This is a genomic window from Streptomyces erythrochromogenes, from assembly GCF_040684695.1.
Taxonomy (GTDB): domain Bacteria; phylum Actinomycetota; class Actinomycetes; order Streptomycetales; family Streptomycetaceae; genus Streptomyces; species Streptomyces erythrochromogenes_C.
In genome coordinates this window covers 517,609-534,768 of the sequence record NZ_JBFBGM010000002.1, presented here as the reverse complement: position 1 = coordinate 534,768, position 17,160 = coordinate 517,609, and the positions used below count along the sequence as shown (strand labels likewise).

Genomic DNA, 17,160 nt, shown 5'->3' with positions numbered 1-17,160 from the left:
GTCGATGTTTCACGTGAAACATCGACCTGCGGATGTGTTTCACGTGAAACATCGCCGACCGCCCGCTGCGGCAGCCTGGCTTGATCATGGTCCGGCGCTCCCCTCCCATGGGCGAAGATGGAGCCGTGACCTCGGCTCCTCAGCGCCCGGACGGGCAAACCCCCACGCCCCGGCTCATCGCCACCGACCTCGACGGCACTCTGCTGCGCGATGACCAGTCCGTCTCGCCGCGCACCGTCGCCGCGCTCGCTGCCGCGGAGGAGGCGGGAATCGAGGTCTTCTTCGTGACCGGCCGACCCGCCCGGTGGATGGACGTGGTCGCCGACCACGTCCACGGCCACGGCCTCGCGATCTGCGCCAACGGCGCGGCGGTGGTCGACCTGCACGCAGGACGGGAGTTCGTGCAGGTCAGGGACCTCCCCAGGGTGGCAGCACTCTCCGTCGTCGAAGCCTTGCGCGCGGCGGCACCCGGCACGTCCTTCGCGGTCGAGCTGACCACCGGCATCAACTACGAGCCGGCCTACCCGCCCTTCTTCAAGGATCCGGGCGCCAAGCTCGCGACCGCCGAGCAGCTGCTGCACGAGAACACGGGCAAAGGTGCCGCACCCGTTCTCAAGCTGCTGGCGCACCACTCCGAGATCGCCCCGGACGAGTTCCTCACCCTGGCCCGCACGGCCGCCGGCGCATACGCGTCGATCACCCGGTCCAGCCCCACCTCCCTGCTGGAGGTCAGCGGGCACGGTGTGTCCAAGGCGAGCACCCTGGCCCTGTGCTGCGCCGAGCGGGGCATCTCCCCCGCCGAGGTCGTCGCCTTCGGGGACATGCCGAACGACGTGGAGATGCTCAGCTGGGCCGGCACCTCCTACGCGATGGGCAACGCCCATCCCGACGTGATCGCGGCCGCGTCCGGGCGTACGGTCGCCAACAACGAGGACGGGGTCGCCCTCGTCATCGAGCGCATCCTGGCCGAACGCCTCGCAGGCCACCAGGCCTAGCCCGCCTCTTCCGGATCTTGTCGGCGCTACTGGAGCGGGGCCTCCCACACCAGGGTGGTCCCGCCGCCGTCCTCCCCGATGCCCGGGCCGTAGGAACTCGTACCGCCCAGCGACTCCGCCCGCCGCCGCAGGTTGCGCAGGCCGCTGCGGCGACCGCTCTCGGGGATGCCCACCCCGTCGTCGGCGACTTCCAGCCGGACTCCGGGCCTTCCGTCGGGCAGCGTGACGGTGCAGTCCAGGACCACCTCGATCCGGGACGCGTCGGCGTGCCGGAAGGCGTTGGACAGCGCCTCGCGCAGCGCGGCGATCAGGTTCTTGCCGACCAGCTCGCCGACGACCGTGTCGAGGGGTCCGAGGAAGCGGTGCGCGGGTTTGAAGCCGAGCGGGACGGCCGCCATGTTGATCTCCCTCAGGACACGGGTGCGCAGTCCGGACGGAGCCTCCGCAGGTCCCTGCTGGAGTGCGAAGATCGCCGTGCGGATCTCCTGGATCGTGACGTCCAGCTCGTCCACGGCCTTGCCGACGCCATCGCGGACCTCGGGGACGATCGACCGGCGCTGGGCGCCCTCCAGCATCATCCCGGTGGCGAACAGTCGCTGGATGACGAGGTCGTGCAGGTCACGGGCGATCCGGTCGCGGTCCTCGAAGACCGCCAGCCGCTCCCGGTCGCGTTGTGCCTCGGCCATCATCAGGGCGAGCGCCGCCTGCGAGGCGAACTGAGTGGCCAGGGTCCGTTCGGCCTCGGTGAAGGGGCGCTTGCCCCGAGCCCGCGGGGTGACCAGAGCGCCCAGCACCCGTCCGCCGCTGTGCAGGGGCAGCATCATGCAGGGGCCGTACTGGCTGGTGAGCCTGCTGATCATGCGGGGGTCCGTCGAGGCGTCGTCGGTGAAGACCGGCTCGCCGCGCAGCAGATGGCCGACCACCGGGCTGTCGCCCGGGAGTACCACCCCGAGGGAGGTGGCCGGGTTCTCCGCCGATACGGCGACGATCTCCATGCCGCCCTCTTCGGCCGGCAGCAGGACGATCCCGGCTGCGGAGTCGGCCAGCCGACGGGCCTGTTCGGCCACCACCGAGAGGGCGTCGTCGGCGTCCCCGCCGGACAGCAGGGCGGTGGTGACGGCGACCGAGCCGTCGATCCACCGCTCGCGCTGGGTGGCCGCCTCGTAGAGCCGGGCATTGCCGATGGCGATGCCCGCCTCGGTGGCCAGCACGCGGACCATGTGGACGTCGTAGTCGTTGAACTCGACGCCGCCGTTCTTCTCGGCGAGGTACAGGTTGCCGAAGATCTCGCCCTGCACCCGGATCGGGACACCGAGGAAGGTCTTCATGGGCGGATGGTGCGCCGGGAACCCCGCCGAGCGCGGGTCCTTCGTCAGATCGGCGAGCCGCTCGGTGTCGGAGTGCGAGATCAGCGCTCCGAGCAGGCCCCGCTTCCCGTCCGGACGGTGTCCGATCTTCCGGGCCACCTCGGGACTGATCCCGTGGGTGACGAAGTCGGAGAGCCCCCGGCCCTCCGTGTCGACGACACCGATCGCCGCGTAGCGGGCGCCCGCGAGCTCGGCCGCGGTCTCGCAGATGCGGTCGAGCGTGGAGTGCAGCTCCAGGCCGGTGCCGACCGACCGCATCGCTTCCAGCAGCTGCGGTACCCGCGCTGTGAGCTCGGTGGACAGTCCGTGCAGGCTCTTGGTGGCCTCGGTGGCGGCGACCGGGGGTTCCGGCATCCCCTGCGACGGATCCGGGAGGGGATCCGGTGATTCCTGCGACGGCTGCGCTGACATGTCCTTGAGAGTAGTTAGTCCCCATTAGTGGGGAAAGTTGGCCAAAGTCCCGTCCGTTGCCCGCTCCCGCTCCAGCATCCGGCGCAGCGGCCCCTCGGCCGCGGCCAGCTCCGCGTACCGGCCCCGCTGCACGATCTCGCCGCGGTCCAGCACGAGCACCTCGTCGACCGCCTCCAGGCCGGCCAGCCGGTGGGTGATCAGCACGGTGGTGCGGCCCTCCGTCGCGGCCAGCAGGTCCGCGGTCAGGGCGTCCGCCGTGGCCAGGTCCAGGTGCTCGGCCGGCTCGTCCAGGACCAGCACGGGGAAGTCCGCCAACAGCGCCCGGGCCAGGGCCAGGCGCTGGCGCTGGCCACCCGAGATCCGCTCGCCGTGCTCGCCGACCAGTGTGTCCAGCCCATCCTGGAGGCCGTCCGCCCACTCCAGCAGCCGGGCCGCGGCCAGCGCGTCCCTCAGCTGCTCCTCGCTCGCCCCGGTCCGGGCCAGCCGCAGGTTCTCCCGGACCGAGCTGTCGAAGAGGTGCGCGTCCTGGGCGCACAGGCCGACGAGGGCCCGTACGTCGTCGCTGTCGAGCGTGCGCGCATCGGCGCCGCCCAGTCGGTAGGAGCCTTCGGCCGGGTCCAGGAAACGGAGCATGACCTGCGCCAGCGTGGTCTTGCCGGAGCCCGAGGGGCCGACGACCGCGATGCGGCGGCCGGCTTCCAGTGTGAGGTCCAGCCCGCGCAGCGCGTCATGCTCCTGGCCCGGGTGGCGGGCACGGAGCCCGGCCAGCCTGAGCGGGAACGGCGAGGCGGGAGCCCCGGCCGGCTGCTCCGGCTCGGCGACGGGGACGGGCGCGTCGATGACCTCGTAGACCCGTTCGGCACTGCGGCGCACCCGCTGGCGGTACTGGACGGCGAGGGGGAGTCCCGTCACCGCCTCGAAGGCGGCGAGGGGTGTCAGGACGGCGACGGCCATGGCGACCCCGGACAGCCGTCCGTCGTGGACGGCGTTCGCGGCGACGGCCGCGGCGGCCACGACCGTGAGCCCGCAGACGAGGGTGGACAGCCCACCGCCCAGCCCGCCCGCGGCGGCGCCCCGCGCGGCGATGCCGGTCAGCACGCGGTCGCTCTCCCGGGCACGGCCCTTGCGGTCCGCCAGCGCCCCGGCCACGGTCAGCTCCGCGGTACCGGTCAGCAGGTCCGCCACCCGCGTGGCGAGCTCGCCCCGTGCGGGCGCGAGCCTGCGTTCCGCCCGGCGGGCGCACGCGCCGCTCACCAGCGGCACCCCGATGCCTGCGGCGAGGAGGCCGACGGCGAGCACCGCTCCGGCCTCGGGCAGCAGCCAGGTCGTGAAGGCGACGGAGCCGGTCCCTACGAGTACCGCGGTACCGACGGGCAGCAGCCAGCGCAGCCAGTAGTCCTGCAGGGCGTCGGCATCGGCGACCAGCCGGGCCAGCAGGTCCCCGCGGCGGTGCTCGCGCAGCCCGGCGGGCGCGATGCGCTCCAACCGCCGGTACACGGACACCCTGAGGTCGGCGAGCATCCGCAGGACGGCGTCGTGACTGACGAGGCGTTCGGCGTACCGGAAGACGGCACGGCCCATTCCGAAGGCCCGGGTCGCGGTGACCGCGACCATCAGATAGAGGACGGGCGGCTGTTCGGAGGCCCTGGAGATCAGCCATCCCGACACGGCCATCAGCCCGACGCTGCAGCCCACGGCCAGCGCCCCGAGCAGCAGCCCCAGCCTGAACCGCCCCTGCCACGCCCGGGCCACCGCCCGCACCCGGCGCAGCGGATCGGCCCCGCGCGCGTCGGAGGGGGCCCCGCCGGGCCGCACCCGTTCGGAAGCCGCCCCGAGGATCCACTCCCCGGCGTCGGGTCCCAGCTCGCCGGCGGCCGGCTCCGCGGTGCCCGGCGCGGGCACCGCGGCGCGGGGGAGCGCGACGGACCCGTCCGGGACGGGGCCGGCCGTCATGCGGACCACCCGGTCCGCGACGGCGAGCAGGGCCGGCCGGTGCACGACCAGCAGCACCGTCCGTCCCGCCGAGAGCCGCCGCACGGCGTCCACGATCCCGGCCTCGGTCTCGCCGTCCAGCGCCGCGGTCGGCTCGTCCAGCAGCAGCACCGGCCGGTCCGCCAGGAAGGCCCGCGCCAGCGCCAGCCGCTGGCGCTGTCCCGCGGACAGCCCCACGCCGCCCTCGCCCAGCAGGGTCTCGGCCCCGCGCGGCAGAGCGGACACGAACTCCCAGGCGCCGGCGTCCTTCAGGGCGGCGGTCACCTCGCCGTCACCGGCTGCGGGCCGGGCCAGCCGTACGTTCTCGGCGACGGTGCCGGCGAACAGGTGAGGCCGCTGCGGCACCCAGGCGATCCGCTCCCGCCAGTGCTCCGGCGACAGCTCGGCCAGGTCCACGCCGGCGATCCGCACCTGCCCGGCGGTCGGCCGCACGAACCCCAGCAGCACCTGGAGCAGCGTGGACTTGCCGGCCCCGCTCGGGCCGGTGAGGGCCACGCACTCCCCCGGGCCGACCGTCAGCGAAACGGGCCGGGGCGAGTCCTCGTCGCGGCCCTCGTAGCGGACGGCGACCCCGTCGATCTCGATCCGCAGGGGAGCGCCGCCCGGCAGCTGCGCCGTACCGGCCGGGCCGGCGGCGGGAGCCTCCAGGACCTCGAAGATCTCCTCGGCGGCCGCCAGCCCCTCCGCGGCCGCGTGGTACTGCGCTCCCACCTGCCGCAGCGGCAGGTAGGCCTCGGGCGCCAGGATCAGGATGACCAGGCCCGTGTAGAGGTCGAGTTCACCGTGGACCAGCCGCATGCCGATGGTCACGGCCACCAGCGCGACCGACAGGGTCGCCAGCAGTTCCAGGGCGAAGGACGAGAGGAAGGCGATGCGCAGCGTCCGCATCGTCGCCCGCCGGTAGTCGTCTGTGATCTTGCGGATCGACTCGGCCTGCGCCTTGGCCCGCCCGAAGACCTTCAGCGTGGGAAGACCGGCGACCACGTCGAGGAAGTGCCCCGACAGCCGCGACAGGAGCCGCCACTGGCGGTCCATCCGGGACTGCGTGGCCATACCGATGAGGACCATGAACACCGGGATGAGGGGGAGGGTGACCACGATGATGGCCGCCGACACCCAGTCCTCGGTGACGATGCGGGCGAGCACCGCCACCGGCACCACGACCGCGAGCCCCAACTGGGGCAGATAGCGGGAGAAGTAGTCGTCGAGCGCGTCCACGCCCCGGGTGGCCAGCGACACCAGGGATCCGGTCCGCTGTCCGCCCGGACGCGCGGGCCCGAGCTCCGCGGCCCGGTCCAGCAGCCGGCCCCGCAGTTCCGACTTGACCGCCGCACTGGCACGGTGCGCTGCCAGCTCGGTCAGCCATGTGATCAGGGCCCGGCCGAGCGCCACCGCCGCGAGCAGCAGCAGCGGCGTACGGAGCGCCGCGCCGTCGAGACCCTGCTCGAAGGCGCCGACCACGATCTCGGCGAGGAGCATCGCCTGACCGACGACCAGCCCCGCCCCGGCAAGCCCCAGGGCCACCACCGCCCCCAGGAAGAGGCGGGTGGACCGGGCGTACCGGAGCAGGCGCGGGTCGATCGGTTTCACGTGAAACATCCTCCGGGGGAGGGCCGGCCGGGCCGGCGGGTCAAGGGGCGCGAGGACACGGGCGCGTCCACCGGCACGGGGCTCAGTGCGCGTCGACGATGTGCTGCGTCCCGATCCGCTTGCGGAACACCCAGTACGTCCAGCCCTGGTAGAGCAGCACGAGCGGGGTGGCCACCGCGGCACACCAGGTCATGATCTTCAGCGTGTACGGGCTGGACGAGGCGTTGGTGACCGTGAGGCTCCAGGCCGGGTCCAGCGAGGAGGGCATCACGTTCGGGAAGAGCGTCAGGAAGAGCATCGCGACGGCCGCCGCGATGGTGATCCCGGACAGCGCGAACGACCAGCCCTCACGGCCCGCCAGGTTGAAGCCGAGCGCCCCGAGCAGGGCCAGCACCGCGACGGCCATCGCGATCAGGCTCTGCCCGTCGCCGCGCGAGACCTGCGTCCAGATGAGGAAGACCAGCGCCAGCACAGCGGTGACGAGGCCCAGCACGGTCGCCGTCCTGCGCGCCCGGTCCCGGATGTCACCGACGGTCTTGAGCGAGGCGAAGACCGCACCGTGGAAGGTGAACAGCGTGAGGGTGACCAGCCCGCCGAGGATCGAGTAGACGTTGAGCAGGTCGAGGAAGCTGCCGACGTACTCCTTGTTCTGGTCGATCTTCACTCCGCGCACGATGTTGGCGAAGGCCACACCCCACAGGAAGGCGGGGATCAGGGAGGTCCAGAAGATCGCGTGTTCCCAGTTGGCCTGCCAGCTCTCCTCGGGGCGCTTGTGCCGGTACTCGAAGGCCACACCCCGGATGATCAGGCAGACCAGGATGAGCAGCAGCGGCAGGTAGAAGCCGGAGAAGAGGGTGGCGTACCAGTCGGGGAAGGCGGCGAAGGTCGCACCGCCGGCCGTGAGCAGCCAGACCTCGTTGCCGTCCCACACGGGCCCGATCGTGTTGATCAGGACCCGCTTCTCCGTACGGTCGCGGGCGAGCAGCTTGGTCAGCACGCCGATGCCGAAGTCGAAGCCCTCCAGGAAGAAGTAGCCGATCCACAGGACGGCGATCAGCACGAACCAGACGTCGTGGAGCTCCATGGTGCGTTCTCCTCAGCCTCAGTACGAGAAGGCCATCGGCCGGTCGGGGTTCTTGTCGTCCCCGCCGATCTTGGTGGGCGGGTTGAGGTCGGCCTCGGTGAGCTCCGGCGGGCCGAGCTTGACGTACTTGACCAGGAGCCTGACCTCGATCACGGCGAGCACGGCGTAGAGCAGGGTGAAGCCGATCATCGAGGTGAGCACCTCGGCCTGGGAGACGTGCGGCGAGACCGCGTCGCGGGTGCGCAGGACTCCGTAGACCACCCAGGGCTGACGGCCCATCTCGGTGAAGATCCAGCCCCAGGAGCTGGCGATGAGCGGGAAGCCCGTGGTCCAGAGGGCGACCATCCAGTAGAGGTTGCCGATCTTGGGGCTCAGCGCCTTCTTGAAGAGCACCAGGTTGGGGACCTCGTCCTCCCCGGTGCGCAGCCCCGGCGGCAGCAGGAACTTCTTGCGGGTCAGCCAGAGCCCCAGCACGCCCACGCCGAGCGAGGCCATGCCGAAGCCGATCATCCAGCGGAAGCCCCAGTAGGCGACGGGGATGTTGGGCCGGTAGTCGCCCGGCCCGAACTTCTCCTGCTCGGCCTTGTTGATGTCGTTGATGCCGGGGACGAAGGAGGTGAAGTCGTCGTTGGCCAGGAAGGACAGCAGGCCCGGGATCTCTATGGCCACCTTGTTGTGGCCCTTGTCGACGTCTCCGTAGGCGAAGACGGAGAAGGGCGCGGGTGCCTCGCCGTCCCAGAGGGCCTCGGCGGCGGCCATCTTCATGGGCTGCTGCTTGAACATGACCTTGCCGAGCAGGTCACCGCTGATCGCGGTGCCCAGGCCGGCGATGATCAGCACCACGAGGCCCAGGCGCAGCGAGCTGCGCATCACGGGGACGTGCTTCTTGCGCGCCAGGTGGTAGGCGGAGATGCCGGCCATGAACGCACCGCCGACGAGGAAGGCGGCCGTAATCGTGTGGAAGAACTGGGTGAGCGCGGTGTTCTGGGTGAGCACCAGCCAGAAGTCGGTGAGCTCGGCCCGGCCCCGCTCCTCGTTGATCCGGTATCCGACCGGGTGCTGCATCCAGGAATTGGCCGCCAGGATGAAGTAGGCGGACAGGACGGTGCCGATGGACACCATCCAGATGCAGGCCAGGTGGATCTTCTTGGGCAGCTTGTCCCAGCCGAAGATCCACAGCCCGATGAAGGTGGACTCGAAGAAGAAGGCGATCAGCGCTTCGAAGGCGAGGGGGGCGCCGAAGATGTCACCCACGAACCGCGAGTAGTCGGACCAGTTCATGCCGAACTGGAACTCCTGGACGATGCCGGTGACGACACCCATCGCGATATTGATCAAGAAAAGCTTTCCCCAGAACTTGGTGGCCCTGAGGTACTTCTCCTTCTCGGTGCGCACCCAGGCGGTCTGCAGGCCGGCCGTGAGAGCGGCGAGCGAGATCGTCAAGGGCACGAAGAGGAAGTGATAGACGGTGGTGATGCCGAACTGCCATCGCGCCAGGGTTTCTGGCGCCAGAGCCAGGTCCACGTCCTCGTCTCCTTCGTGTCGCCGTGATCACAGGGGGAGTCTGACTCCTGAGCCCGCCCAATACGGGAGGAAGCCGACACGCTTGTGAACGCGTTCACATTCACAAGCATTATGGCGCACGACTTTCGGCCGCCTTCACGCGGGGTACCCCTCTAGCCAATCGATTCAACAGATTGTTGAATGCGGCTCATGCAGATTCGAATCTCCTGGCCTTCGGGCCAGCTCACCGCAACCCTCGACGAGACCCCGACCAGCAAGGCGCTGGCCGAGGCCCTTCCGATCTCCGCCTCCGCGAACACGTGGGGCGAGGAGGTCTACTTCGACACCGGCATCTCCGTGGCCCTGGAGGACGACGCCCGCCAGGTGGTCGAACCCGGCACGGTCGCGTTCTGGACCGAGGGCGACGCCCTCGCGCTGCCCTACGGCCCGACGCCCATCTCGCGCGGGGGCGAGAGCCGCCTGGCGAGCCCGTGCAACGTGCTCGGCTCGTTCGACGGCGACCCCCGCCTGCTGTCCACCGTCCGCGACGGCGACCCCGTCCGCGTGGAACGGGCCTGACGCTCCCGCCCCACCCGTCCGCGCACCGTTCCGCGCGGCAGTACTCCCTGCAGTCCTCCCTGCAGTCCGCGTTCGCGGATTCGCGGATTCGCGCATTCGCGTTCGCGTTCGCGCCCCGGAGCCTAGAGCTCCTTGAAGAACGCCCCCGCCGTGTGCAGGAAGAGGTCGTTCGCCTCGGGCTCGCCGATCGTGACCCGGAGGCCCTCACCCGCGAAGGGCCGGACCACCACACCGGCCTTCTCGCAGGCGGCCGCGAAATCCACGGTCCGCTCGCCGAGGCGCAGCCACACGAAGTTCGCCTGTGTGTCCGGCACGGTCCAGCCCTGCGCCAGCAGCGTCTCGTGGACCCGCGCACGCTCACCCACCAGCGCCCCGACCCGGCCCATCAGCTCGTCCTCGGCGCGCAGCGAGGCCACCGCCGCGTCCTGCGCGAGCTGGCTGACACCGAAGGGCACCGCCGTCTTGCGCAGCGCCGCCGCCACCCGCTCGTGCGCGACCGCGAAGCCGACCCGCAGGCCGGCGAGGCCGTACGCCTTGGAGAACGTACGCAGCACGGCGACGTTGGGGCGGTCGCGGTAGAGCTCGATGCCGTCCGGGACGTCGGTGTCCCGCACGAACTCGCGGTACGCCTCGTCCAGGACCACCAGCACGTCCGAGGGCACCCGGTCCAGGAACCGCTCCAGTTCGGCCCGGCGCACGGCGGTGCCGGTGGGGTTGTTCGGGTTGCAGACGAAGATCAGGCGGGTCCGCTCGGTGATCGCCGCGGCCATGGCGTCCAGGTCGTGCACGTCGCCGTCGGTCAGCGGGACCTGCACCGAGGTCGCGCCCGAGATCTGCGTGATGATCGGGTACGCCTCGAAGGAGCGCCAGGCGTACATGACCTCGTCGCCCGGGCCGGCGGTGGACTGGATCAGCGACTGGGCCACGCCCACCGAGCCCGTGCCGGTGGCCACGTGCTCGACGGGCACGCCGAACCGCTCGGCGATCTCGTTCACCAGGCCGGTGCAGGCCATGTCGGGGTACCGGTTGAAGTTCCCGGCCGCCGTGACGGCGCTCTCGAGCACGCCCGGCAGCGGCGGGTACGGGTTCTCGTTCGAGGACAGCTTGTACGCGACGGGCCCGCCCGCGGCGGCCGGCTTGCCGGGCTTGTATGTCGGAATGCCGTCCAGCTCGGCGCGCAGCTTCGGGCTGTTCTCGCTCACCGCAGGTCCTCCTCGACCGTCCCGTACGACGTCGCCGTCGACTCAATACTGCTCACCTTATGAGGATTCCGCCCTTCCGAGAATGGGGGCGCCTGGAATGAGGGGGAGCGCACGCATATATGCGCGCGCCGGTGGCCCGCGCCGTGGCGCGCATCCCTCGTGCAGGTGAGTTGAGACCGGCCCGAAACCACGCCGGTTTGGCATGCCCGGACCCGCCGACAAGCCCCACCACCCGACCCAGACATCAAATTCCTTCATTTCCAAGGTCATTGGGGGTGGCGAACCATGCAGAAACGTGCCTGTCAACGCGTGCATATGCACCCGGACCGAGCACCCCGCCGAGCCCTACTATCGGCTCGCCATGACAGCAGCAGGGAAGCATCAGGTGAGCCGGACCGAGACCACCCGGCGGGCCGCCGGCCGACAGGGCCGGGCCGGCATCAGGGACGTGGCCGCCGCAGCGGGCGTCTCCATCACGACCGTCTCCGACGCGCTCAATGGCAAGGGACGGCTGCCCGACGCCACCCGCCGCCACGTTCGCGAGGTCGCCGACCGGCTGGGCTACCGCCCGTCGGCCGCCGCCCGCACCCTCCGTACCGGCAAGTCCGGCCTCATCGGCCTGACCGTGACGACGTACGGGGATGAACCTTTCACCTTCACCGAATTCGCCTACTTCGCCGAGATGGCCCGGGCCGCCACCTCGGCGGCGCTGGCCCGCGGATACGCCCTCGTCATCCTCCCCGCCACCTCCCGCCACGACGTGTGGTCCAACGTCGCCCTCGACGGCACCGTCGTCATCGACCCCTCCGACCACGATCCCGTCGTCACCGAGCTGGTCCGCCAGGGCCTCCCCGTGGTCTCCGACGGCCGGCCCGCCGGCTCCCTCCCCGTGACCGCATGGGTCGACAACGACCACGAGGCCGCCGTACTGGGCCTCCTCGACCACCTCGCCGCGGCCGGCGCCCGCCGGATCGGGCTGCTGACCGGCACCACCACCGACACCTACACCCGCCTGTCCACCACGGCCTACCTCAACTGGTGCGAGCGCGTCGGCCAGGACCCGGTCTACGAGTCCTACCCCGCCCACGACCCGTGCGCGGGCGCCGTCGCCGCCGACCGGCTCCTGGCCCGCCCCGACCGCCCCGACGCCGTGTACGGGCTCTTCGACCCCAACGGCACCGACCTGCTCGCCGCCGCCCGCCGCTACGGGCTGCGCGTCCCCGAGGACCTGCTGCTCGTCTGCTGCAGCGAGTCCACCGTGTACGCCAACACCGAGCCGCCCATCACCACCCTGTCGCTCAAACCGCGCCGCATCGGCACCGCCGTCGTACAGCTGCTCATCGACGCGATCGAGGGCGTGGACACCGGACGACCGGTCGAACAGGTCGTCCCGACCGAGCTGATCATCCGTACCTCGTCGCAGCGCAGGCAGCCCCGAACGACCGTCAGCCCACCCCGATCTCCGGCCCAGGACTGACCGGCAGACCGTCCGGTCGGCCCGATCCGCGGCCTGTCCAGGATTTCAGCAACGGCAATATCGGGCAAAAACGGTAGGAACGATACGCTCCGCAAAGGATTCACCACCCCTGGTGCGTCACAGAGCGCGAGCCGCATTCCTATGATGGGCGCACGACATCACGGACCCTCCTCCCCGGAGGTCAGGAGGGTCCGCAGGTGTACGGCAGCGCGACGGTGGTGGAGGGGTCGATGACTCAGGGGGCCGGTCAGGGACCCGCGATGCGGACGGAAACGCTGCGGGACTTCCGGGTGCCAGTCACCGAACCCGCTGCTCCGTACGCCGTATCCACCGGTCTGCCCGCCGAGGCCCCCGTGTACGGCGAGTACCCCGCGTACTACGAGGACGCCGCGCAGGCCGTCGTGCCGCCGCAGCCCGGCTACGCGCCGCAGCCGCCCGCGGCTCCCGCGCCGCCGGTCCCGCACCACGATCCGCGTCAGGACCCGCGGCAGGACCCGCGCCACGAGGAGCACCCGCACGGGCGCCTCCAGGGCCTCCCGCACCCCGGCGCACACGCCGACGCGCCCTCCGACGCCGAACCGGTGCCTGCGACGCCCCAGGGCCCCGAGGAGGACGACCTCGAGGGCTACACCCCGACCTACCGGGACCTGCCCGTCATCGGACGCAGTCCGCTCGGCGGCCCCGGCGACACCGTCCAGGTCCAGTACGTCCCGCAGGACACCGCGGGCCCCGGCCCGCTGTACGTCGTCGGCGACGTCCACGGCTACCTCGACGAGCTCGTCACCGAACTGCGCGCCCAGGGCCTGATCGACGCGGAGAACCGCTGGTCCGCCGGCAACGCCCGGCTCTGGTTCCTCGGCGACTTCACCGACCGCGGCCCCGACGGCATCGGCGTCATCGACCTCGTCATGCGGCTGTCCGCCGAGGCGGCCGCCGCCGGCGGCTACTGCAAGGCCCTGATGGGCAATCACGAGCTGCTGCTCATCGGCGCCAAGCGGTTCGGGGACACCCCGGTCGTCTCCGGTGCCGGCACCGCCACCTTCCAGGCCGCCTGGCTCCTCAACGGCGGCCAGCGCACCGACATGGAGCGCCTGCAGGACGTGCACATCCAGTGGATGTCGCGGCTCGACGCGGCCGTTCTGGAGGAGGGCCACCTGCTGCTGCACTCCGACACCACGGCCTACCTCGACTACGGCGACTCCATCGAGGACGTCAACGACACCATCCACGAGCTCCTCAACCGGGGCGACGTCGACATCACCTGGGACCTCTTCCGGAAGTTCACCAAGCGCTTCGCGTTCCGCGACGAGGAGACCGGCCCGCAGGCCGTCCGCGAACTGCTCGACACCTACGGCGGCAGCCGCGTCGTGCACGGCCACAGCCCCATCCCGTACCTGCTCGGCGAAGTGGGCACCGAGGACGGCGACGAGTCCCGCGGCCCGGAGGCCGTGGACGGCCCGCACGTCTACGCCGACGGGCTCGCCATCGCGATGGACGGCGGCGTGACGATGGCCGGCAAGCTGCTCGTCGTACGGCTTCCGCTGAGCGACTGAGAGCTTACGCAGAGGGGTATTTCCGGAAAGCCCCTGTCACGGCGTGGTGTGGGCGCTCTACCATCGCTCTATCCGTAGCAGGCTCTCCTCCGTTTCGGCCGGCGCCCGGGTCTACGCGGGAAAACCGGCTTCTACGGAGCATCGGGGGATGCACATGACCAGCGCTCCGCACCTGCTGACCGAAGACCGACCCGAGTTCGACCGGCTCATCGACGAAGCACTGCGCGCAGCGAGCGAACGGCCCGAACTCGCCACACTCGGCGAGCGGCTGAACGCAGAACAGCTGCGCACCATGGCCCAGGGCGCCAGCGCCCTGCTGGCGGCCGCGGCGGCCGCCGAGTACGTCCACTACGTGAAGGTCCGCGAGGAACGACGCGACGAGGCACTCTCCGCACCCGGTACGACGGGGGACGAGGATGACAGCCACAGCGGCAGCGGCGCGGGCGTCAGCGCCGTGGTCGCGGTCCTCGCACCGGTCCTGGCGGGCACCGCCATGCTGATCTTCCTGCTCGTCGGCTACATCCTGAAGATGATCGAACCCGAACCGGCCTTCGCCCAGACCATGCTGACGGCGGGTTGGCTCTTCGGGGCGCTCACCGCGGCGGCCCTGCTCTTCGCCGTGATCGGGCTGCTGGTCACGGCGGTCCGCAACAGTGCGACCGAGGTGGCGGCGGACGAGACCGAGGCGATACCCGACGAGGTGGCGCGGGCCCGCGAGGCCTGGCGCCACGCCCTGCTGGAGCGCGGCATCATCCCGTTCCTCCGGGACGCGCTGGCCGATCCGAGTGCCGGCCCGGGCTTCCCGACCCCCCGCACGCCGGGGGCCGGGCGCATCCCCAGTCTGGGGTACACCCGGCCCGACTTCACCAGTCCGGGAACCCCGTCTCAGGGATCCCCGCCCGGCTACACGCCGCCGGACTTCACGAGCCCGGACTTCGGCGGCCCCGAGCACCGGCCGGACTAGACGCTCGGCATCACGCCCTCCGGCCGGCCCGGCGCCCTACTTCAGGGCCTTCGGCAGGTGGTTGGGGTCCATGGGCCGGATCGGCTGCGGGTGGGCGCGCAGCGGCGGCGGGTCGCCCGGGCTGGGCTGCGGTACCGCTTCGTTCCACACCCCGTTGCACGTGAGGGTGTCAGGAGTGCCCGGATTGACGTCGCAGAAGGTGTCCCAGATCACGCCGGCCTGGGTGATCACCTCGATCTCCAGCCGGTTGGCCTGGTGGGCGATGGAAATCCCACAGGCTCCGGTCGGATAGTCGCCCTCCTCGTTGGTGGTGAGGTCGTACCAGGTCCAGTTCCCCACCGTGGTGTTCTGGACCTCGCGAACACCGGCGTACGCGATGCCGTCGGGGGTGAGGGCCGCCTTGAACTCGCGGTCGTTGTTGTCCCGTACGGCGTCGACGTCCACGCAGGCACCCGCGCCCGTGGCGCCGGTGGCACCCGTCGCGCCCGTGGCTCCGGTCGCTCCCGTGGCACCGGTCGCGCCCGGAGTGCCGACGCCCGTCGCACCGGTCGCACCCGTCGCACCCGTGGCACCGGTCGCGCCCGGGGTGCCGACGCCCGTCGCGCCGGTCGCACCCGTGGCTCCCGTCGCTCCCGTCGCGCCCGTGGCACCGGTCGCACCCGTCGCGCCGTCCTGACCGTCCTGACCGTCCTCGCCGTCCTTGCCCCGCGGACCACGGGGGCCCGTGGGACCCGTCGGGCCCCGCTGGCCCTGGCACTTGTCGCCGCCGCGTGGGCCCGCCTGGGCCTCCTCCGCCGCTCTTGGACTCTGCTGCTTCTTCTTGTTGTTGTTCGTCGTGCAGTCGCTCCCGCCGCCCGCCTCCTGCGCCGCCCGGACCCTCTCGGCCGCCTGGACGTTCTGCGCGGTGGCGACGGCCGGACTGGCGACCCCGACCATCACCAGGGCGAGTGATGCCAGCGTGCCTCCCGCCAGCCAGCTGCTCCGCCGGGGCAGCGGGCCCAGAGGCGACCTGGCCCTGCTCTCGATGCTCATATACGCCGCTCCTTCTCGAAACCGAATCGAACGATCCGCGATGGCCCCGGACGGGCCGCCTCGGTCAGCGTGGGTATTCAAGAAGAAGAGCGGTCGAACGCCTCGCTTGACAGTCATCTCATCGGACCATCAACAGGCACCCAATGGCGGCTCGCCCCGTGGCTTCCTTGCACCCCATTGGCCGGGTCCCTACGGTCGCCTCACGGTCGTCTTCACCACCACCGTGGACGGGATCCTTGAAAGCAAAAGTCTGTCTGAACATGATCGTAAAGAACGAGGCCGCGGTGATCAGGCGCTGTCTCGAATCCGTGCGTCCCTTGATCGACACCTGGGTGATCGTCGACACCGGTTCGACGGACGGCACCCAGGAGATCATCCGGGAATTCCTCGGCGATCTCCCCGGTGTCCTGCACGAACGTCCCTGGAAGGGGTTCGACGGCAGCCGCAGCGAGGCGATCGACCTGGCCCGCTCCGCCGCCGACTACCTGCTGTTCCTGGACGCGGACGACGTGATCGAGGTGGATCCCGGATTCCGGATGCCGGAGCTCACTTTCGATTCGTACGGCATCGCGGTGCACCACCGACCCGTCATCCACTGGCGGCCCGCTCTGGTCTCCACACGATTGCCCTGGAAATACGTCGGCGTCCTGCACGAGTACCTCGACTGCGAAGCGCCGTTCACCCGCGGAGTCCTCGAAGGCTTCCATATCCGCATCGTCGGCGGCGGAGCCCGGCAGGGCGAAGGGGGCGACCGGGAGAAGTACCTGCGCGATGCCGGGATCCTCGAAAAAGGGCTGGCCGAAGAGCCGGAGAATGCCCGCTACGCCTTTTATCTGGCCCAGAGCTGGCGCGACGCGGGGGAGCCCGAGAAGTCCCTCGCCGCCTACGACCGCCGGGCGGACATGGGCGGCTTCGCCGAGGAGGCCTTCTGCGCCCGGCTCTACGCGGCACGGCTCGCGGCGGGCCTGAAGCGCCCGGCGGCCGAGGTGATGGACCGCTACCTGCGTGCCCACGAGAGCCGTCCCGGACGGGCCGAGGCACTCGGCGACCTGGCCCGCCTGTGCCGGCTCGACGGCCGTTTCGAGCTGGCGTACCTGTTCGCCCGTCAGGCGGCGCGCATCCCGCGCCCCGAGGACATCCTGTTCGTCGAGTTCGACTGGTACGAGTGGCGCGCGCTCGACGAGCTCGCGGTGGCCGCCTACTGGGTCGGCGCGTACGAGGAATCGCTGGAGTGCTGCGACCGCCTCCTGCGGGAGGAGGCACTTCCGCAGAGCCAGCACGAACGGGTCGTTGAGAACCGGGCGTTCGCCCTGGCCAAGCTCGGGCCGGAGTACCAGGTGGTGGCCTGACGGCACGAAGGGCGGGGCGGACCCGCGACTCCCCCCATGGGTCGCGGGTCCGCCCCGTTGCC

Annotated in this window: 12 protein-coding genes; 6 read left to right on the top strand and 6 right to left on the bottom strand. The window is 71.1% G+C overall.

The features are described 5' to 3' along the window. Nucleotides 1–107: 107 nt before the first annotated feature. A complete protein-coding gene (locus AB0O53_RS06485) occupies nucleotides 108–995 on the top strand; it encodes a Cof-type HAD-IIB family hydrolase (protein WP_365193530.1) in 888 nt (295 codons plus the stop codon). Between the two features lie 26 nt (nucleotides 996–1,021). On the opposite strand, the gene AB0O53_RS06480 is transcribed toward AB0O53_RS06485, so the two are convergent. The 4 genes from AB0O53_RS06480 to AB0O53_RS06465 form a co-directional block, all read right to left on the bottom strand. After that, nucleotides 1,022–2,716: a GAF domain-containing sensor histidine kinase gene (locus AB0O53_RS06480; RefSeq protein WP_350990620.1), complete on the bottom strand. Its 1,695-nt coding sequence runs from the start codon at nucleotides 2,714–2,716 to the stop codon at nucleotides 1,022–1,024. A gap of 81 nt (nucleotides 2,717–2,797) precedes the next feature. Next, nucleotides 2,798–6,355: a thiol reductant ABC exporter subunit CydD gene (gene cydD, locus AB0O53_RS06475; RefSeq protein WP_365193527.1), complete on the bottom strand. Its 3,558-nt coding sequence runs from the start codon at nucleotides 6,353–6,355 to the stop codon at nucleotides 2,798–2,800. A gap of 82 nt (nucleotides 6,356–6,437) precedes the next feature. Further along, the gene (gene cydB / locus AB0O53_RS06470; protein WP_350990465.1) at nucleotides 6,438–7,439 is read right to left on the bottom strand and encodes a cytochrome d ubiquinol oxidase subunit II; all 1,002 of its coding nucleotides are present in this window, start codon (nucleotides 7,437–7,439) and stop codon (nucleotides 6,438–6,440) included. An 18-nt stretch (nucleotides 7,440–7,457) separates the two neighbouring features. Next, the gene (locus AB0O53_RS06465) at nucleotides 7,458–8,963 is read right to left on the bottom strand and encodes a cytochrome ubiquinol oxidase subunit I (RefSeq protein ID WP_350990463.1); all 1,506 of its coding nucleotides are present in this window, start codon (nucleotides 8,961–8,963) and stop codon (nucleotides 7,458–7,460) included. Between the two features lie 189 nt (nucleotides 8,964–9,152). Between AB0O53_RS06465 and AB0O53_RS06460 the strand changes: the two genes are divergently transcribed. Then, nucleotides 9,153–9,521, top strand: coding sequence for a cyclophilin-like fold protein (locus AB0O53_RS06460; RefSeq protein WP_365193525.1), 369 nt, complete (start codon nucleotides 9,153–9,155; stop codon nucleotides 9,519–9,521). Between the two features lie 122 nt (nucleotides 9,522–9,643). Here AB0O53_RS06460 and hisC read toward each other — a convergent pair whose 3' ends face one another. Continuing rightward, nucleotides 9,644–10,723, bottom strand: a complete 1,080-nt coding sequence (hisC, locus tag AB0O53_RS06455; protein WP_365193522.1) for a histidinol-phosphate transaminase — start codon at nucleotides 10,721–10,723, stop codon at nucleotides 9,644–9,646. A 361-nt stretch (nucleotides 10,724–11,084) separates the two neighbouring features. Here hisC and AB0O53_RS06450 point away from each other — a divergent pair, with 361 nt between their 5' ends. The 3 genes from AB0O53_RS06450 to AB0O53_RS06440 all read left to right on the top strand — a co-directional run bounded on the left by AB0O53_RS06450 (nucleotide 11,085) and on the right by AB0O53_RS06440 (nucleotide 14,717). Beyond that, a complete protein-coding gene (locus AB0O53_RS06450) occupies nucleotides 11,085–12,200 on the top strand; it encodes a LacI family DNA-binding transcriptional regulator (protein WP_030028209.1) in 1,116 nt (371 codons plus the stop codon). A 230-nt stretch (nucleotides 12,201–12,430) separates the two neighbouring features. Next, nucleotides 12,431–13,753, top strand: a complete 1,323-nt coding sequence (locus tag AB0O53_RS06445) for a metallophosphoesterase (protein WP_403137031.1) — start codon at nucleotides 12,431–12,433, stop codon at nucleotides 13,751–13,753. 148 nt (nucleotides 13,754–13,901) lie between these two features. Continuing rightward, a complete protein-coding gene (locus AB0O53_RS06440) occupies nucleotides 13,902–14,717 on the top strand; it encodes a hypothetical protein (protein WP_350990457.1) in 816 nt (271 codons plus the stop codon). Nucleotides 14,718–14,753: 36 nt separating this feature from the next. Here AB0O53_RS06440 and AB0O53_RS06435 read toward each other — a convergent pair whose 3' ends face one another. Next, nucleotides 14,754–15,749 (bottom strand): hypothetical protein, encoded by a 996-nt coding sequence (locus AB0O53_RS06435; RefSeq protein ID WP_365193520.1) that lies wholly within the window; start codon nucleotides 15,747–15,749, stop codon nucleotides 14,754–14,756. A gap of 260 nt (nucleotides 15,750–16,009) precedes the next feature. Between AB0O53_RS06435 and AB0O53_RS06430 the strand changes: the two genes are divergently transcribed. Continuing rightward, entirely contained in the window at nucleotides 16,010–17,098 is a 1,089-nt protein-coding gene (locus AB0O53_RS06430) for a glycosyltransferase (RefSeq protein WP_365193518.1), read from the top strand. The last annotated feature ends 62 nt before the right edge of the window (nucleotides 17,099–17,160 follow it).